This window comes from Nocardia sp. NPDC050717 (genome assembly GCF_040654275.1).
GTDB lineage: Bacteria > Actinomycetota > Actinomycetes > Mycobacteriales > Mycobacteriaceae > Nocardia.
The window spans coordinates 334630-354958 of the sequence record NZ_JBFAHR010000003.1 but is presented as its reverse complement, the minus strand read 5'-3'; the positions used below and the strand labels follow the sequence as shown (position 1 = coordinate 354958).

At 71.3% G+C, this 20329-nt stretch carries 1 protein-coding gene; it reads left to right on the top strand.

Annotated features, from left to right (window positions below; genetic code table 11):
* Positions 1 to 35: 35 nt before the first annotated feature.
* On the top strand, positions 36 to 20309 hold the full coding sequence (locus AB0H56_RS09975; protein ID WP_357159941.1) for a hypothetical protein: 20274 nt from the start codon (positions 36 to 38) through the stop codon (positions 20307 to 20309).
* The last annotated feature ends 20 nt before the right edge of the window (positions 20310 to 20329 follow it).

Below are 20329 nucleotides of genomic sequence, written 5' to 3'. Positions count from 1 at the left end.
ACGTTCACGGACTCGAGCTGGTGACGTAGCCCTCCATGATCGATCTGCCGTCCGGGCTGCACTGGCTCTCGATTCTCGCTGGCATGGAATGGCCAGAGGGCAATGAAGACGAGATGTGGGCCATGGCCGAGGACTGGCGCACGGCCGCCGACAGTCTGCGCGGTCTCGTCGACGACATCGATGCCGCCAAAGACGCTGCGTTCAAGGCGTATCCGCAGGGCGAGGGCGTCGACGACATGCTCAAGGCCTTCGAGGGGATGGCCCGCGGCGACCAGTCGGTGACGAAGCTGGCCGAATTGTTCGACACGCTCGGTGATTCGGTGTATCAGACCGGCACCGAGATCGAATACACGAAGATCATGTTCCTGTCGTCGCTTGGCTTGCTGGCGCTGGAAATCGCTGCGGCGTGGGTTTTTCCGCCGACCGCGCCCGCTGTGCAGGCGGCGGCGGTTGCCGCGACCCGCATCGTGGCGCGGACGATCTTCGGCCGCGTGCTCGCGGCGATCCTGCGCCACGGCGCGAAGGCGGTGATCACCCGCGTGCTGAAGTTCATCGGCCAGCACGTGGCGATCGACACCGCGCTGGGCACCCTGCAGGAACTCGGCGTCCAGCAGTGGCAGGTGGATCAGGGCCACCGCAAGGAGATCGACTGGAACCAGGTCAAGGCGGCCGCGGTGAGTTCGGCCGCCGGTGGTCTGGCGGCCGGTCCGTTCGGCAACTTCCTCGGCAAGAAACTCGGCGACGGCATGGCGCCCTGGCTCAAGGGCGCGATCACCGGCACCGGCGCGGGACTGGTCGGCGCGGGCGGCGGCATGCTCGGCCAGTTCGGCTACGAGGGTTTCACCCAGGGCTGGGACAAGGCCTGGGAGAACCTGCAGACCGCGGCATCGGATCCGCTCATGTGGAGTGCCGGTGCCAGCAATGGCGGGCTCTCAGGGTTGAACAAGGCCGGAGCCAACTCCGCCTGGTCGTCGATGAAACCCGGTCTGTTCGAACGGCCCAGCTTCAGCTCGCAAATCCGCGATGCCATGGGCCCCGGTTACGACCTCGGCACCTTCGGACAAAGCGACGGCGCCGGCGGGGACGGCTCGTCCAACCGCCCCGGCGGCGAGGGGGAGAACCGGGCAGGCGCCGACGACGACGGCGCGACGGGCGTCGGCGGTGACGACGGCGTGCGCGCGGGCGCCGGCGAGGACACCATGGGCGGCGAGGGCTCGGGTGAGTCGCGGGCCGGCGCCGACGACGACGGCCAGTCGATGCGCCCCGCCGGCGCAACCCAGTCGCCCGAGGGCGAAGCCCCCGCGCCGACGAATACCGGTGAGGGACAGGCGAATCAGCAGTCCGGGGACGACCGGCAGTCCACCACCGAGGCCGGTGGCAGCGGGGCCGGGCGGCAGGACGCCAAGCCCGAGGTTCAGACGGGCGAATCGCAGGCCGGGGACGGCGGACGGCAGGACGGCGGTGCTCGCGCCGAAGGGGAAAGCCCTGCGGCGCAGTCGGATTCGGGCCAGGACAAGTCGAGGGCAGGCGAGGCCGAGCAGACCGACGGTGCGAGTGTCGGCGAGGGCACGCGCACCGACGCGCAGTCGAGTGGTCAGCCGGTCACGCAGTCCGACGGCACCCAGACGACGAACCGCGACACGACGACGCAGGCAGCCGGCGCGCCGGTCGGTGCGGGGATGACGGGCGCCGGGCCGGCCGCGACGGCGGGTCCATCGCCCGCCGCGACCGGGCAGGCGCCGGTCACCGGGCAGGGCGCGACGCCGACAACGGGTCAGCCGGCGGCGACGCCGACCCAATCACCCACCACGCCAACCCAATCCACGCCCGCCCCGCAGTCGACACCCGGCCAGCAGTCGACGACTCCGAATCAGGGTTCTCAGCCGGGGGCGCGTCCCGGCTCCCCGGAGGTCCGGTCGGGCACACCGGACGGGGTGCAGTCCGGTTCCGATATCCGTTCCGGCGCACCGGAAGTCAGGACCGACAGCCCGACCGTCGACGAGTCGGGGGTCGCGGATCCGAAGGGCACCGCCGAGGAATCCGGCACACCGACAAGCCGTCCCGAGGGCGAGAGCCGCGCCGGTGTGGGCGAACAGCGCGGGGCGGGTCTTGCCGAGACCCCGTTGCAGGGTCTGCAGGCCGCGCCCGGCGAAGCGCCGCCGGTGCGCTCGGAGTCCGAGGTCACCGCCGAGCCGGTGCGTGCCAGGGACACCTCGGACGCCGACCCGCTGGCCGAGGTCGCGCCGATCGTGCCGATCATCGGCGCGGAGCCCGGGGCGAGCCCGGCGCGGTCCGGTCCGGAGACCGCCAGGCCGGGGCGTGCGGGCGCCGACGACACCACCTCGCCGCGTGATCGCGCCGACGGCGACGACCGTCGACAGCCGCAGCCCGACGACAACGACAGCGGGCCGGTCTACGACACCCGCCTGCCCAACGGGCAGGGCGTCGTCCACCACCCCACGGGCACGGCGATCGGCGAGGACGCGCGCACCCATCGCGTCAGCCAGAACGTGCGCAACGACGGCTCCCACGACGTCGTCGTGCACGGCCGCCGCGACGGTGCGGTGACGCCGAGCAACGGCGACGCGGTCGACCCGAAGGACATTGTCGACGCCATCCGCAGCAACCCGAACTATGTGCCCGGCACCCCGATCCGCCTGCTGTCCTGCCACGCCGGAAACGCCAAGGGCTGGGCGCAATACATCGCCGACGCGCTGGGCGTCGACGTCACCGCGCCGACCGACCGGGTCGGCGTGAAGAACGAGCCCGACTCGGTGCCGGTGATCGACCGCGGCGGCAAGTGGCGCACCTTCAGCCCGGATTCGGTCACCGCGCCCGACGATCTCTCCTCGCTGCGCCCGGATTCCGATCCCGGCAATCCACGCGACCTCGACTCGCTCGACGGCGACGGGCCACCGCTCGACCGCGATCTGGTCGACTTCATGAGCGACGAGGATTCGCCCACCCGGCCGGCCGCAATGTCGTTCCTGACGCCCCCCGTCGACCCGTCGACGGTGCCGTTCAGCCAGACGCCCGGCGTGGACGCGCACCTGCTCGGCGTGCTCGATACGAACGACCCGATGGTGCGGACCGAGGGCGATCCGCCCCGGATCACCCACGTCGGCGGGGAACCGATCGACGAGTTCTCGCATCGGCTCAGCGAGGAGCGCGGCCGCGCGTTCGTCGACGCGGCGACGATCGATGCCGCCCTGGTCGCCGAGGTCGAGCAGCACAAGGCGCAGCAGAAGGCGCTCGAAGACGAAAAGGCAGCGGCGGGCCGTGGGGTTCGCGATGCCGCCATCAAGCTCAAAGAGGCGCAGAACGCGCGCGACAGCGGTGCCGAAAACGGCGACCAGCTGGTGCGTGACGCGCAGGACGGCCTGAAGACGGCCAAGGAGAAGGCCCAGGCGGCCAAGACCGACCTCGACAACTTCCTCGCCGCTGACAAGGCCGAAGCCGAGGCGGGCAACTCACCCGCCAAACGCCTGGCGAAGGCCGAAGCCGACCGTCTTCCGGGCAAGCGGCGCGGCCACGTCTCGTCCATCACCATCGACCGTCTCACCGGTCGCGTGTACGAGGCCGCCAACGGCCCGTCCGAGCATCGGATCCATCCCTCCGACCTGCATTCGACGTTGCACGACAACGTCTCCCAGTACCAGGATCCCACCGACGTCTACCACAACGGCGGCGATCCGAGGTTCTTCCCGCACTCGGACAACCCCCTCGGCCACGCCGAGATCCGCGGCACCAACGCCGCCCTGCACGACCGGGAACTGCTCAACCAGCGGCGCGGTCCCGACGACCAGCTGCCGACAGACTTCGACGGTCTCGCCTCGATCCTCAACTCGCCCTACGTGCCCAGCCGCGACGCCGAAGCGCCCTGCTGCGCCAACTGCACCCGGGTCGTGCAGGGCACCGAGAGCACCGCGGGCCACATCATCGACGAGGGCGCGCCCCGCGTCGACCCGATCCGCCACGTCGACATCGAACGGGCCGCCGCCGAGGGCAATGTCATCGAGCCGCGACTGGTGTCGCCGGAGTATCCGCCGGATACGGACTTCATGGGCGACGACGACGATGTCGCGAGCCCGGATCGCGGGTCCGACGAGCCGGTGCCACCGGGGATGGTCCGTGGGGACGACGGGTTGTTGCGCCGGCCCGACGATCGGTTGGACAGCTACCGGGATCCGGACGGGACCTGGCATCACGTCGACGATCCGGCGGGGACCAAGCGCAACGTCCTCTTCCGGCTGTACGACTCCACCGGGTTCGTCGATGACCACCTCTCGGGTGCCGATTATCAGCATCGTGCTCAAGAGGGGGATTCGGCGCCGCACGAGATGCGGGATCCAGCTCGCGCGGCGGAGCTGAGCGAGCTCTCGGTTCGGCGCCTCGAACTGCAGACCGAGCGGGACGGCGTTGGCGATGAGCTCGACGAGCTCATGGACGAGTTCGGTATCGAGAGCAGGCACGAACTTGCGCCCAAGGCGCTGTCGGCGAAGATCCAGAGCCTGCATGCAGAACTTGCCGAAACCACGCTGAGCCAGGAGGAACGCGACAGAAAACAAGATCTGATCGATGATCTGGAGGACGTCGCCACCAACTACAACGACCTCGGACGCGAAATGGTCGAGGTCTCCAAGAAGCTCGGCGAGCTGGCTGGGCTCGACTACGCCCTCGATCCGGATGCCCGGCCCGGCGCGATCCAGCTCTCGCCCTTTGCCGGCGCGTTCGACGGAGCCGGTGTGGTTGACATCGCGTCGTTCGTCCCCCGTCCCGACGGGGGTTCGGGGCCGACGCTGTTGATCGTCGAGGCGAAGGGTGTCGGGTCCACGCTCGGCGGGTCCAAAGTCATCAGCGCCGAGCAGGGGTCACCGGAGTACCTGCGCCATATCCTGAACAAGGACCGTAACTTCGTCCGGTTGCTCAACGAGACGCCCGAGCAGATGCGCGAACGTGGCATCGACCCCGACAGCCCCGAAGGCCGGGCGATCCGCGACGCGGTGGACCAACTGCGCGCGGCCATGGAAGACGGCACCCTCCAGGTCGAGTACCGGCTCGTGCACGCCGACGCCGACGGGACGATCACCGTCACCGAGCTGCTGCTTTCCCGCGACGGCGTCGATCTGCTCGCCGACGTTCCGCTGCCCTTCGACGTCGACCCCGCCACGATCGACCGGTCCGTGGACCACGACGTAACGACCGACGACATGAACGTGCCCCACCACAGCACGGACACGCCGGATCGGCCGGACCCCGACACCGACAACACCGACTGGCTCGGCGCCGACGACGACGAATCCACGCGTCGCCAACCCGATTTCGCCGACCCCGAACCCGAGGCTCCCCAGCGGGAGGTGCGGGTCGAGCTCGGCCCCAACGGGGATGTCGTCGCGCTGCACATCCAGTTGGCCGACGGGCAGTGGGTGGTCGCGCGTAACGATGGGGACGAGGCCGCGCAGAATGTGCCGGCGCGCGATGACGCGGATATTCGCGAGGTCGACAACCGGAATGTCTTGCGTAAGTTGGTCGATGATCTCAACGCCGGGTACTCCGGGCTGAATCTGAAGTATCCGTCGGGGTCCGGCCTCGATCATCGTGGGCAGACCGCGTTGCGTGACGGGGTGACCGGTGGGGCGCAGCTGATCTCGGATCCGGCGCCGACACCGGCGCAGCCGGCGCCGCCGCCGGTCGACGGTCCGGTGATGGGCGCGCCCCCGCCGGGGCCGGGCGATCCCGCGCTGAATGTGGCGCGGATCGGGCGCGAGGGGCTCACCTGGTATCACAACCGCGAGAACATTCCCTTCATCGGCCCGATGCTCGGCAGGCAGGCGGACTCGGCCGGGAACTATCAGCCGGTGTATTTCCCGGACGGTACCGAATACCGGCCGTGGATCACCGACGCGAACCCGAACGATGTGCGCGAGACCGTGGTCAGCGAGCTGCGGGCGAACCGGATGGACGCCGACGAGGCCCGCGGCATCCTGCGGGAACTGTTCGACAACGCGCGGGATCCGCAGCTGCGGCAGGACCTGATCGACGATCTGGAATTCAACGGCCTCGTCGACACCGACGAGGCGCGGGCGCTGGAGGACGCGCCGATCCCGCCGCCCGAGACGAAGCCGGAGCAGCTGGGTCCGCCGCCCGAGGGCGAGACGCTGAGCGAGATGGCCGAGCGGCTCGGTATCGACCTCGACGGCGAGGGACCGCTGGATGTGCGCCGGGCGATCGACCGGCAGAGCCATCGGCTGCTGCGCGAGATCGGCGCCATCGAGGGCCTGGCCGACGCGGCCCGCCGCGCCGACGAGGAACAGACCCGCCCGTACCGGCGCGCCGACCATCCCGCCGACCCGGCGCCCGCACCCGACGATCGGACGCTGAACCGCCCGGACCGGTTGCGCGAGCTCGGGTCCGACGAACCGCGTGACGACGACGACTACTTCGACGACGACGAGGTGGGCGCCGCCGAACCGCGGAGTCACTGGGGTGACACGAGTGCCCCACGTCCGGTGCCGTTCTCGCGCGAGGTCAGCTTCCTCGACAAGGATCCGCTCGGCCGGTTCCTGCGCGATCTGATCGTCGCCTTCGAGGGCGTCACCGCGCTGCGCGATTACGACCGGGTCGGCAACGGCGCGGACCGGCTGCCCGAATGGGCCAGCTTCTCCGACGACCGGGAGCCGGGTCGCGACGAGGCGCGAGCGCGCGAATTCTTCGAACACGCCCTGCGCCGCGACCAGTTGCGTGACGAATTGTCCAGTTGGGCAGCGATGTTCGGCCGCGATCTGAGCGACCTGTCGGGCGACCGGATGGAGCCGACGCTCAACGAACTGCGCGACTCGGCGCGACAGCGGGCCCAGAACCTGGCCGATTTCATCGCCGCCGCGCAGCCGATCCTGCAGGGCGAGGGCGCCGAACCGGTCGGCAGGTCCTACGGCGATCAGGTCGCCCGCGTGCCCGACGCCGACGGCGGCCCGGACCGGCTGCTGGTGGTCGACGGCCCGCTCGACCGCGAAGAGGCGCTGGCCCGCGCGCTGCGCGACAACCCCGAGCTCGCGATCGACATCGACAACGGGGTGCTGCGCCCCGACTTCCGCGCGGTGCACGCCGACGGCGCGGGCAGGCAGTTCCTGGACCCGGTGGCCACCCCGGAGGTGCAGCACATCCGGCGCACCGTGGACGGCGCCGAACTGCAGGTGACGATGATGCGCGGCGAGGACGGCGAGTGGCGCCCGGTGCAGCCGACGCCCGAACCGCCCCCGGCTCCGCGCGACCGTGCCCAGATGGTGCGCGACATCGTCGACCTGGCACGGGAACTGAACCTCGGCCCGGCCGCGCTGCATCCGGACAACATCGACGCCACCATTCGCGCACTGCACCTGGACAACGCAGTGCGCGCGGGCCAGACCGAGGCGCTGGCCGACTACGCCCGCACCATGGCCGACATCGAGACCTTCTATCTGATCGGTGACGCGCGCGATCAGCTGGCGACGCGGCTCGGTATCCCGGAGGGCGAGCTCACGCCGCGGCGGATCGCCGAGGCGCTGGTGGATCCGAAGCAGCGGCGCGGCACCCGTCAGCAGCAGTTCGAGGACCTGCTCGACGGGCAGCAGCGCGAGCCGAGCAAGACCGCCGGGTACTCGCAGCAGCTGCGCAATGTCGACGACGCCGCGGTCAAGGCGGCGCAGGAAGCCCTGATCAGGGCGCTGAGCCCGGAGAATCCGGAGGCGCTGCGACCGAAGGTCAGCAGGACCGATCCGGTGACGGGCCGGTCGAAGGTCGGCCCGGCCGACAGCGGCATCGACCCGGCCAAGCTGCGCAAGCTCGTCACGCGGCTGAACCGGAACGGCGCGGGCGACCACGTGCGGAACGCGCTGGCCGCCTACGCCGACGTGCTGATGCGCGTCGACCCGTACACCGATCACCCCGCGGGCACCAGAGCGGCGGACCCGCGCACCACGGGCGAGCCGCACATCTACGACCCCGGTGCGATCCACGGCCTGCGCGATGTGGTCGGCGCCGCCGAGCCCGGCGCCGACCCTCTCGATTTCGCCGCCCAGGTCGCCGACAATGTCGCCCGCTCCTACGGCTCGGATCTGCCCGCCGATCCGAAAGATCCACGGCCGCGACCGAACCGCGACTGGGCGCGACTGGTCGGGGTGGACGTCTCGACCGCCGACGACGCGAAGTTCGTCGAGATCTACGAGGCCTACCGCGACGGCAAGATCGAGAAGCACGAGGGGCTGAGCCCGGAGAAGCTGGCTGCCGAGATCGCCGCCATCCGCGCGGAGATCCGCCTCAGGACCGAGCAGATCGAGCAGCTGAAGGCGCTGACCGACGAGTTCTATCGACCGGTGGCCGACCTGCCGCCCGCCGATTCCGCCGCCAGGCCGCATGGGGGGCGCGCGCCCGATGCCCTGCCGGGCGGGTCGCGGGAGCTGCCCGCCGGATCGCCGCCCGCAGGCTCCCCGGAACCGAGTGGCAACGGAGGCGCCGGTCGGCCGCCCACCAATGACACTCGGCCACAACCGGATCCAGGCGACGACCCGGACGGCCTGCCGCCGGAGCGTGGAACCGATCTGGACGACCGGGCCGAGGCGAAGCTCGACCAGACCATGCGCAAGCTGGACGAGGTCGCCGATGAACTGGCCGAGCCGATCCCGTCGCTCAACGATCTGGTCGGGCCCGGCGAGCCGGTCGACCCGCTCGCGCGCATCGACGAGGCGGTCGAGCGGCAGAACCGGCTGCACGATCAGGCCGACGAGCGGCGCACCGATCAGGCCGACGCGGCGCTCGACGACTCGCTGCGCGAACTCGACGCCGTCGACGCGGATCTGGCCGCGCTCGAGTCGTATCTGCGCGCCCAGCGCGAGTTCGAGGCCACACAAGCGGAGATCGCCGCCAGGTTCGAGGAACTGGCGGCCAGGGACGCCGAGGCCGCCGCGCGGCGCGGCGACGAGTCCGCGGCGGACATGGCGATGCGCGCGGCGGATCTGGCCGCGCTGGAGTCCTTCCTGGCCGCGCAGCAGAAGTTCGACGCGCTGCGGGCGGAACTCGCCGAGGCCACCCAGGTGCGGCCCGAGGACCTCGATGCCGAGGCGCTGGCCGACGCGCAGGCGCTCGCGTCGTATCTGCGGGCCCAGCAGGAATTCGACGCGGCCCGCGCGGAGATGGCGGCGAGGTTCGCGGCCGCGGTCGAGCGCCAGAGCGGCGAACAGTCTGTCAGCGGTGACGATTCGGTCGACGACGGTTCGGACGGTGGCGACGGTCCGCGCCACGAAGCGCCCGCCGAGGGAACCTCTCGCGCCGAGGACAGCGATGGCGATCCGGATGCGCCGGGGCCCGAGCGCGACGGATCACGCGATGATGACGACGACTCGGGCGACCCGCCTGCGTCGAGCACTGCTCCCGGCGGCCCGCCGTCCAAACCGCCGTCTCGGCCGCCGACGGCGCCCAGTCCGGAACCCGAAGAGCCGGCGAAGAGTTCGTCGCCGCTGGACTTCGCGCTGCCGAAGGAACCGGCCGAATTGGCCGTGCCCGGCGATACCACGCTGGACCGGTCGGTCGACGACGGTGCCGATTCCGATCCCGATGCCGCGCCTGAACGCGCGTACCAGCGCCGGGATTTCCTCAACGACGTCCACCAGTTCCTGCAGGAACTGAACGACCTGCCGCCGTCGGTCCATGCCGACGTGCCGCCGCTGTCGCCGGAGCAGGCCGAGCAGGTCCGCAGGCTGGCCGAGGCCTTGGGGCTGGGTGAGACGCTGACCGGTCAGCGTGATCCGCTGGGCGCGCTCGCCGAGATCGCCGACATGGCGCGGGCGCGGGGATTCCTCGACAGCGCACTGGATCCCGATGCCGAACTCGGCAAGCCGATGCGCTACCCGGACGACTACGAGCCGCTCGACGTGGACGAGCTGCAGGACGGGCTCGACCAGTGGCGGGTCGAGGGCGACCCCGAGGTGCGCGCCGACATCGCCGAGGAACTGCGCCGCGCCGGACTCGACGACGACGCGCGCCCCGCGCTCGGAACAGATCCGGAGTCGACTCCGAAGGCCACTCCGCTGCAACCGTCTTCGATCCTGCCGCCGGAAGACGGCGCGCGCCAGCCGGGCAGCCCCCGGATCGAGCCCGCCCAGCAGGCGATGGATCGCCTGGCCGCCCGGTTCGGCGTCGATCTCACCGATCCCGGCGCCCTGGATGCCGCGCGGTACCGGCAGTTGATGCGGGCGGGTGCGGTCGAGGCGTTCGCGGCCGCGGTGCGGCATGCCGAGGCCGCGACCGATCCGCAGCAGCGGGCGCTGCGCGAGGCAGTCGCGCGGCGGTGGGCAGCTCGGCTGGGTCTGCCTGCCGATCCGAGTCTCACCCGCGCCGCCGATGAAATCAACCGCCTGCGGGCCGCGGTGACGCGCGACGCCGGCGACATGGCGCATCTGTATCAGGTGGTGCGCAACGAACTCGACGACCGGGTGATGTCGCTGGATGTCGACGGCGACAAAATGCTGGTGCGACTGGTCGCCGACGGCCCCGACTCCTGGCATCTCGAACCGGTCGCGCATCGCGAACCGAAGCCGTTCCGGACGACCGCCGAGACGGCGGTCGAGGTGCCGCCGAAGAAGAACTGGCTGCGCAAGCTCTGGGACCGCATCGTCAATCGTGGCTACTACGGCGAGAACCCGAAGTATCCCTCCGGCTCCAGCATCGACGGCGCCGGCCAGTCGATGCTCGGCCACAGCGCCGGGCTGCCGCTGACCACGGTGAAGGACTCGACGCCCAACGCGCCCGGCGGCGAGTACGACCAGCTGCAGATCAAGTTCAACCCGGCGCGCATCCTCAAAGAGGGTGTGCTCATGTGGCAGAACCGCGAACTGGTGCCGATCCTGCGGCACCTGTCGTCGCGGATCGCCGATCAGGCGGGGGAGTTCCTGCCGCTGCGCAACCTCGACGGCACCGAGTACAAGCCGTGGATCTCCGACGCCGATCCGGAACTGCGCCGCCAGATCGAACAGGACCTGCGCGACGCCGGGCTCGAACATCTGCTCGAGCCCGAGAGTCTGACGCCGCGGGAGCTGGCCGCGCGCGAGACCAGGGAGCTCCCGGAATCCGAAGAGCCGGTGCGGGTTTCGAGCGAGGGCGAGGAGGTTCCCGCCGTCGCCGAGCCGCTGCCGCCGTGGCTGCGGGAGGTCGTCGACGCCGTCAACGGGCGGATCTCCGACGCGACCGTGCTCGAGGCGCTGGCGCACGAACTCGGGGTGCGGATCACCGATTTCAGCGAGGAAGGGCTGCGCAAGGCGCTGGCCGAGGCGGAATACCGCCTGCTGCGGCGCGACGGTGTGATCCAGGCACTGGAAGCGGCCTCGCGATTCTTCAACGCCGAGAACGCCGAGATTCCCTTCCGGCCGGCCAACTTCCACAGCAAGGACCCGCTGGGCGCCTACCTGAAGGAAGTCGTCGCGGCCAGGGGCGACGAGTTCAGTCTGCAGATGCTGAACTGGCGCGGCGTGAACAACGGCGGCGAGCTGCCCACCCTCTGGGCCGACCTCGCCGACGACGGCAACGATCCGACCGTGCTCGCCGAGGACGCGCGCAAGATCTTCGACGACGCGCTGCGCCGCGCCGGGCTGCGCGACGAGCGGTCGACCTGGGCGCATCTGGCAGGCGCCGATCTCGATGCGCTGGTTCGAAATCTGGATGCCGAGATCGCCGCGCTGCGTGGGCAACTCGACGACAACATCGGCAAGCTCGGCGAATTCACCCGTCGGGTCGCGGATTTCAACGACAGCGACACCGGCGACCGGCTGGTCCTCGACGCCGAGAACGGCCGGATCGCGATCGTGGACACCGGCGCCGGGCACGAGGCCGCGCTGGCGCGGGCGCTGGCCGAGGCCGACGCGGACTTCCTCGACCGGCTCAACCGCGGCGAGATCGACATCGAGATCCGGGTGGTCGGCATCGACGCCGACGGCCGCGTGCACCTGCTCGAGGTCGACGCGCCCGAGATCCGGCACCTGCGCACCGAGGTCGACGGCCGTATCGTCGACGCGACGACGGTGCGTGAGGGGAACGGCCCGTGGCGGCTCGTGGAGCTGCCGCCCCGGGACGCCGCACCCGAGACCACCCTGCCCGTCGTCGCCGACGACACGAATCAGCCGGTCCGCGAACCTCGTTCGCTGGCCGAGGTCAGGGCCGACATCGCCGAGGTGGCGGGGCGGCTGGGCATCGACGATCCGTCGAACCTGTCCGCCGAACAGCTCGACCGCCTGCTCGCCGAGCAGGAACGGGCCAATCAGGTGCGGGCCAGGCAGGTCGAGGGCCTGGTCGACTACGCGCGCAGCGCCGACGCGATCGACAACTTCAACGCGCTGCACAATGTGCGCAGTGCGCTGGCGCTGCGGTTCGGCGTCACCCCGGAGGCGCTGAGCCCGGAGGTGATCGCCAACGGTCTGGCCGATCCCGCGACGCGCGTCGAGCTGCATCGGCAGCGGTCCGCGAACCTGACCGAGTACGCGAAACTGCTGCGCGCGCTGGATCCCGTCGCCGTCGACGCCGCTCGCGACGCGCTCGCCCCGCACCTCGGCCTGCCCCGCGGCGGGCTGCCGCTGGACGCGGCGGCGTTGGCTGACGCGGTGTCGAACCGGGCCGCGCGCGGCGCGCTCGATGATCTCACCGGCCCGCTGGCTGACTATGTGCGCGCGCTCGCCGAGATCGACCCGTACGCCGAGAACCTGGTCTACAACCCCGAGGCCGACCCGCGCGCGATCGGCGACGATCCACCGGTGCATCCGGGCGACGCCCTCGATTTCCTGCGCGAAGTGGGCGCCGACGATCTCTCCGACCGGTCGCCCCTGCCGCCCGCGCCCGAGGACGCGGTCCCCGGCCCGAGCCGCGATCACGCGCGTCTGCTCGGCGTCGACCTGACCGATGCCGACGACCGCCGCGTCGCCCAGGTGTACGAGTGGTTCCGCGACGGCCGCATCGACAAGCACGAGCGCCTCACCCTCGAACAGCTCGCGCAGGTGCACGCGGAGATCCGCGACGAGATCCGGCAGCGGGCCGCCGATATCGCCCGGTTGCGGGAGCTGCTCAACGAGCCGTTCGTCACCGATCCGGAGGTCGGTGGGTCGGACAGGCCCGCGCTCGATGGGCCGTCCGAGTCGGGCTCGGAGCCGTCGTCGCGCGCCGGACTGCCCACGGGTCCCGCTACGCCGGGCGCGCCGGTGCGTCCAGGGCTGCCAGCCGGTCCGGACGTCAATGGCGACAGTGGAACTCCGCCTGCGGGTGATTCGCAGGGCACGTCGGCCTTGGAAAGTGGTGGATCTAGCCCGGAAGCCAATGGTGACAGCGGAACTCCACCCGCCGAGGGTTCGCGCGGTGCCGGCTACGGAGCTGAGGGTTCGCGCGGTGCTGATGGCGCCGAGGGTTCGCGCGGTGCTGACGATGGTGCCGAGGGTTCTCGGCCTGACAACGAGTCCGAGAACGGTTCGCGGGCTGACGGCGAGTCGCGAGGTGACGACGAGTCCGGCGAACCGCCCGCCCCGAGTCCCGCGCCCGCAGGCCCGCCCGGGAAGCCACCCGCGCACCCGCCGACCGCGCTCAGCCCGGAACCCGAAGAGCCGTCGAAGAGTTCGTCGCCGATCGACTTCACGCTGCCGAAGCCGGCCGAACTGGCCGTGCCCGGCGACGCCGATCTGGCAGGGCCGGACACGGACGCGCCCGCCGACCCGCCGACCCGCGCGCAGCAGCGCAGCGACCTCATCGACGATGTGCGCCGGTTCCTCCAGGACCTCAGTGACCTGCCGCCCTCGGCCCATGCGGACGCCACGCCGCTGACCCCGCAGCAGGCCGAGCAGGTCCGCAGGCTCGCCGAGGCGCTCGGTCTGGGGGAGGCGCTCACCGGTCAGCGTGATCCGCTGGGCGCGCTCGCCGAGATCGCTGACATGGCGCGGGCGCGCGGATTCCTCGACAGCGCACTGGACCCCGACGCCGAACTCGGCAAGCCGATGCGCTACCCCGACGACTACGAGCCGCTCGATCTCGACCAGCTCCAGGACGGGGTCGAGCAGTGGCGGGTCGAGGGCGACCCCGAGGCGCGCGCCGACGTCGCCGAGGAACTGCGCCGGACCGGTCTCGACGACAGCTCGCGCCCCGGACTCGGCGCCGAGCCGGAACCAGACCAGCGGGCACAGCCGCTGCGGCCGTCGGCCGTGCTGCCGCCGGAGGACGGCGCCCAGCCGGGCGCGCCGCGCATGGAACTCGCCCAGCAGGCCCTCGACCGGCTCGCCGCGCGGTTCGGCGTCGACCTCATCGACCCCGCCTCGCTCGACGCGGCCCGGTACCGACAGCTGTTGCGGGCGGGTGCGGTCGAGGCGTTCGCGGCCGCGGTGCGCCATGCCGAGGCGGCCACCGATCCGCAGCAGCGGGCGGTGCGGGAGGCGGTCGCGCGGCGGTGGGCGGCCCGGTTGGGTCTGCCCGCCGATCCTGGGCTCACCCGCGCGGCCGACGACATCACCAGGCTGCGCGCCTCGGTCTCCCGGGACGCCACCGACCTCGCGCATCTGGACCGGCTGGCCCGCACCGAACTCGACGACCGAATGCTGTCCGTCGATGTCGAGGGCGACCAGACGCTGCTGCGCCGGGTGGAGGACGGCCCGGACGCCTGGCATCTGGAACCGGCCGCACCACCCGAGCCCGCACAGCGTCCGCAGCCCACCGAGCAGGCCGTGGAGAAGCCGAAGAAGAACTGGCTGCGCAGGCTCTGGGACCGGGTCTTCGACCGGCCGTTCCTCGGCGAAAACCCGAAGTACCCGTCGGGTTCCAGCCTCGACAGCGCGGGCCAATCCATGCTCGGCCACGGCGCCGGGCTGCCGCTGACCTCGGTGAAGGACGCGACGCCGAACGCGCCCGGCGGCGAGTACGACCAGCTGCAGATCAAGTTCAACCCGGTACGCATCCTCAAAGAGGGCATCGAGATGTGGCGCAAGCGTGAGCTGGTGCCCATCCTCAAGCACCTCTCCTCGCGCATCGCCGATCAGGCGGGCGAGTTCCTGCCGCTGCGCAACCTCGACGGCACCGAGTACAAGCCGTGGATCTCCGACGCCGATCCGGAGTTGCGCCGCCAGATCGAACAGGAGCTGCGCGACGCCGGGCTCGAACATCTGCTCGAGCCCGAGAGCCTGACGCCCGAAGAGCTCGCCGCGAGGCAGGCCGACGAGCTACCGGAAGCCGCTGAGCAGCAGCAACTTCCGGCCGAGCCCGACCGGTCCGTCGAGCCGACCGAACCGCTGCCGCCGTGGCTGCGGGAGGTGGTGGACGCTGTCAACCAGCGCATCGCCGATGCCACCGTGCTCGACGCCCTCGCCGGCGAACTCGGCATGCGGATCACCGATTTCAGCGAGGAAGGGCTGCGCCGGGCGCTGGCCGAGGCGCAGTACCGGCTGCTGCGGCGCGACGGCGTGATCCAGGCGCTCGAAGCGGCCGCGCGGTTCTTCAACGCCGAGCACGCGGACATCCCGTTCCGGCCCGCCAACTTCTTCAGCAAGGACCCGCTGGGCGCCTACCTGAAGGAAGTCGTCGCGGCCAGGGGCGAGAAGTTCAGCTTCGACATGCTGAACTGGCGCGGGGTGAACAACGGCGGCGAGTGGGTCGACCTCTGGCCCGATCTGAGCGACGACGGCGGCTCCCAGACCATCCACGCCGAGGACGCCCGCAAGATCTTCGACGACGCGCTGCGCCGCGCCGGGCTGCGCGACGAACGGTCCACCTGGGCGCATCTGGCGGGCGCCGACCTCGAGGCCTTGGTCCGCAACCTGGACGCCGAGATCGCGATGCTGCGCGAGCAACTCGACGGCAATGTCGGACGGTTCGGCGAATTCGCCCAGCGCATCGCGGATTTCACGAGCGGCGACACCGGCGACCGGCTCGTGCTCGATCCGGAGAACGGCACGATCGCGATCGTCGACACCGGCGCCGGGCACGAGGCCGCGCTCGCGCGGGCACTGGCCGAGGTCGACGCGGACTTCATCGACCGGCTCAACCGCGGCGAGGTGGACATCCAGGTCAGGATCGTCGGGGTCGACGATCAGGGGCGGGTGCGCGTCCACGAGGTCGAGGCGCCGGAGGTGCGGCACCTGCGCGGTGACCTGGAGGGGCGCAGCGTCGACGTGACCATGGTCCGCGACGGCTCCGAGCCGTGGCGAGTGGTCGAGACCCCCGCCCGCCACCAGGTGTCGGAGAACTTGCCCGCCACGGCCGACGGGCCCGAACAGACTGTCCCGGAGACTCGTTCGCTGGCCGAGGTGCGGGCCGAAGTCGCCGAGGTGGCGGCCCGGCTCGGGATCGACGATCCGTCGAACCTGTCGCCCCGGCAGCTCAACGATCTGCTCGCCGAGCTCGACCGAGCCAATCACGTGCGGGCCAGGCAGCTCGAGGGCCTGGTCGACTACGCCCTCAGCGTCGACGCGGTCGACAACTTCAACGCGCTGCACAACGCGCGCAGCGCACTGGCGCTGCGATTCGGCGTCGACGCGGGCGATCTCAGTCCCGAACTGGTCGCCGACCGGCTCGCCGATCCCACGACCAGGGTGGAACTGCACCGTCAGCGCGCCAAGGATCTCACCGAGTACGCGAAGCTGCTGCGCGCGTTCGATCCGGCCGCCGTCGACGCCGCCCGCGACGCGCTGGCCCCGCACCTCGGCTTGCCGCGCGGCGGACTGCCGCTGGACGCCGCCGCGCTGGCCGAGGCGCTGTCGAACCGGGCCGCGCGCGGCGAGCTGGACGACCTCACCGGCCCCCTCGCCGACTACGTGCGGGCGCTGGCGAAGATCGACCCGTACGCCGAGAACCTGGTCTACGACCCGGCGACCGATCCGCGTGCCATCGGTGACGATCCGCCCGTGCATCCCCGCGACGCCCTCGACTTCCTGCGCGAAGTCGGCGCCGACGACCTCGGCGAGCGTTCCCCGCTGCCACCGGCACCCGGCGATGCCGTCCGCGGCCCGAGCCGCGACCACGCCCGCCTCCTCGGCGCCGACATCACCGACGCCGACGACCAGAAGGTCGCCCAGGTCTACGAGTGGTTCCGCGACGGCCGCATCGACAAGCACGAGCGGCTCACGCTGGACAAGCTCGCCGAGGTGCACCAGCAGATCCGCGACGAGATCCGGCAGCGGGCGGCGGATATCGCCCGGCTGCGCGAGTTGTTCAACGAGCCGTTCGTCACCGATCCCGAGCTCGGCGCCAGCGAGACGACCGCGCTCGGCGACGGACCGTCGGAGGCCAGCCCTTCCTCGGAACCGGACGGTCTGCCCGGCCCTGGTCACCCGACGTCGCCCCCGGCTGTCTCCGGCGCGCCGGTGCGCCCGGGTCTGCCTTCCGGGCCGGAACCGCACGGCAGCAACGGAACTTCGCCCGTCGACGACTCCGCGTCGCGCGAGTCGCGGCCCCCGGCCGAGAACCAGGACCGCGCCACCACAGACGATCCGTCCGCACCGCTGGTACTGGATCCGGTCACCGATCCGGGCGACCCGGGAATCCCCAACGGTCACCGCCCCGCGGCCGAGCTCCAGAGCGGCGGTTCGCCCGGACCAGAGGCGCCCGGTGCCGATTCGCGACATCGTTCTCCCGGCGAACCGGAATCTGGTGACGGCGAACAGAACCCGCGTGAGTCCGACGGCACAGTGAACGGCGACGACATCGTGTCGGGGAGGGATTCGTCCGCGCCGCCGGCGGTGCGTCCGGTGACCGATCCGGGTGATCCCGGTATTCCCGCGGAGCGACGTCCGACGGCTGAGGTCGACAGCGAGGGTGTCGGTTCGGATGAGCCGAAGAAGGTGGAGGGCGGCGAGGATCCGCGGCAGCGCCCTGCTGGAGACCCGGAACCTGTTGTCGGTGAGGCTGAATCGCGTCGAGCCGGGGACGATGACGATGTCGTTGTGACGGGCGAGGATTCGTCCGCGCCGTCGGTGGTGCGTCCGGTGACGGATCCGGGTGATCCCGGTATCCCGCAGGGGCATCGTCCTGCGGCAGAGGCCGATGGGGACGATTCGTCGGAGCCTGGTGACGGGTCGCGGCGTCGCCCCGCTGGCGAGCCGGATGCGGATGCCGATCGTGGCGAGGCTGACGGTTCGGATGCGGACCCGGACAAGGGATTCGATCCGGGCGGAGCGGGCGCGCCGCCGCGGACTGCCGACGGTGATCGGCCCGGTGGGCGCCGGCCTCTGCCGGGGTCGGCGCTGCGGTCGCACATTCCGCATCCGCCCCACGAGTACGAGGTGGAATTCGATGTGCCCGTCTTCGACGCTGTCGAATGGCCGGTGCCGCCACTGGATTTGACGCCTGAACCCGAGGACCCCGAGCCTCCCCGCCCGCCGGTCCCGCCGGTCCCGCCGGAGCAGCCGTGCCCGCCCGACCAGGAGCCGCCGCGCCCGCCGGAGGTTCCCGAGCCGCCGCACCCGCCGGTGCCTCCGGTCCCGCCGCAGCCACCTGTACCCCCGGTCCCGCCGCAGCCTCCGACGCCACCGGTACCTCCGCAGTTGCCGGAGCTTCCGGAGTTGCCGGAGCTTCCGGAACCCCCTGCGCCGCCCCAACTGCCGGAACCGCCTGTGCCGCCGCAGTTGCCGGAGTGGCCGCAGCCGCCTGTGCCGCCGCAGTTGCCGGAGTGGCCGCAGCCGCCTGCGTCGCCGCAGTTGCCGGAGTGGCCGCAGCCGCCTGCGTCGCCGCAACTTCCGCAGTTGCCGGGGGCGCCCGTGCCGCCGCAGATTCCGTTGCCGCCGGGATTCCCGCAGCTGCCTGGGCCGTCGGAACCCTCAGTGCCGCCGACACTTCCGTCGCCGACGGATTCGTCGGTTCCGCCGACGATCCCGGTGCCGCCCGGCTTCCCGGAACCGACGCCCACCGCGCCGTCGCCGAATACCCCGGTTCCGCCCGCAGCTTTGCCGAACGGTCCGACCGCGCCGCCATGGCCGGTTCCGCCGTCCGGTGCCGGCCATGCCATGCCGCCACTCCCGCCGTGGGTAGCGCAGCCCCCGGGTTCCGGTATGCCGTCGTTGCCGGACAACGGCCAGCCATCTGCCCTAGGCAACGGTCAATCGTTCGTTCCCGGAAACGGTCAGCCCTTCCAGCCTGGGGTTGACCAGCCCTTCGCGCCGGACAACGGCCTGGGCTACCGGCCTGGGCCCGACCAGCCGTTCGTTCCTGGAAGTGGTCAGCATTTCCAGCCGGGGTCCGGTCAGCCGTTCGTGCCGGGTAGCGGTCAGCCCTACATGCCGGGCGATGGTGGACAGCCGCTTGCTCCTGGTAACAGTCAGCCTGGACCTGGGCACCCGTACGCGCCGAACGTCGATCAGCCTTACGCGCCGAACGCCGGTCAGCCGTACTCGCAGGCCACCGGTCAGCCGTTCGTTCCTGGAAACGGTCAGCCCTACCAGTCGGGACCCGACCAGTCGTTCGCTCCGGGTGGTGGACAGCCGTACTCGCCAGGTCAGGTGCCTTCACACGGGAACGGCCCGGCGTACCAGCCCGAGGCGGGGCAGCCGTATCAGCCGGGCAATGGCCAGCCGTCCATGCCGGGCACCGGTCAGCCGTATCAGTACGGCTCTGATCAGTCGTACTCGTCTGGCACAGGACAGCAGTACTCGTCCGGCCCTGGTCAGTCGTACTCGTCCGGACCCGGTCAGTCGTACTCGGCTCCAGGCCAGCCGTACTCGCCCGGGCACGGTCAGCCGTACACCGGACCAGGTCAGCCCTACGGCTCGGGTATCGGTGAGCCGTCGGGCGGGGGGAACGGCGGCTCCGCGAACGCGCAGAGCGGTGGGGCCGGCGGGCAGTCGGGTGCGCCGATGTATCCGCCGCCGATGATGCCGCCGAATGGTGGGCAGGGTGGTGATCGCAGCCCTTACCGCCCGGCGTATCAGTCGCCGGTCGAGCAGGCCGTGCTGCTGGTGCGTCCGTACGGCAGTGGTGTGGTGGCCGAATTCGATCCGCGGTCGGGAGCGTTGCGGCCCGCGCCGCCGGGGCAGCTCGGCGCCGATGGTCTCTACGGCGATCTCGACGGGGTGACGGTGATCTTCTACCGGCTCGGCGAGCGGCTGCTCGTGCAGGTGGGTAGCCAGCCCATCGATGTCACCGAAGGCGCGCACGTGGGCTGGGAGCGTTCGGCACAGCGGATGACGCGGTTCACCGTCGCCGTCGACGGCAGGCCGATGGGCGAGCTGATCTACCGTGCCCTGCCGCCGGAACTGGACCTCGGCCTGCTTATCCGTAACGTGGTTGCCGATCCGGCCCACCGGATGTCAATGTTCAGCGACCGTGCCTGACCGATCGGAGAGGTTTCCCA

Coding starts and splice junctions, on each gene's coding strand:
- AB0H56_RS09975 (WP_357159941.1), top strand. CDS start 36: ATGATCGATCTGCCGTCCGGGCTGCACTGGCTCTCGATTCTCGCTGGC.